The 210-nt window shown below is 42.4% G+C and carries 1 pseudogene; it reads right to left on the reverse strand.

The features are described from left to right. Positions 1-93: 93 nt before the first annotated feature. A pseudogene (locus tag M2R47_RS09695) lies at positions 94-172 on the reverse strand (hypothetical protein); the annotation flags it as partial. Positions 173-210 lie beyond the last annotated feature (38 nt).

The raw sequence follows: 210 nt of genomic DNA on the forward strand, positions 1-210 counted from the left end.
GGTGTTGGCTGGATTGCCCACCACAAGCACTTTGACATCATCGGCTTGCCACATCATTTAATTGCTTTTCCTTGAACAGTGTAAAATCTTAGCAATTACGATGTATGCGTTGGTGTTGGCTGGATTGCCCACCACAAGCACTTTGACATCATCGGCTTGCCACATCATTTAATTGCTTTTCCTTGAACAGTGTAAAATCTTAGCAATTAC

Source organism: Moraxella oculi (assembly GCF_023336735.1).
Classification (GTDB): Bacteria; Pseudomonadota; Gammaproteobacteria; order Pseudomonadales; family Moraxellaceae; genus Moraxella; species Moraxella oculi.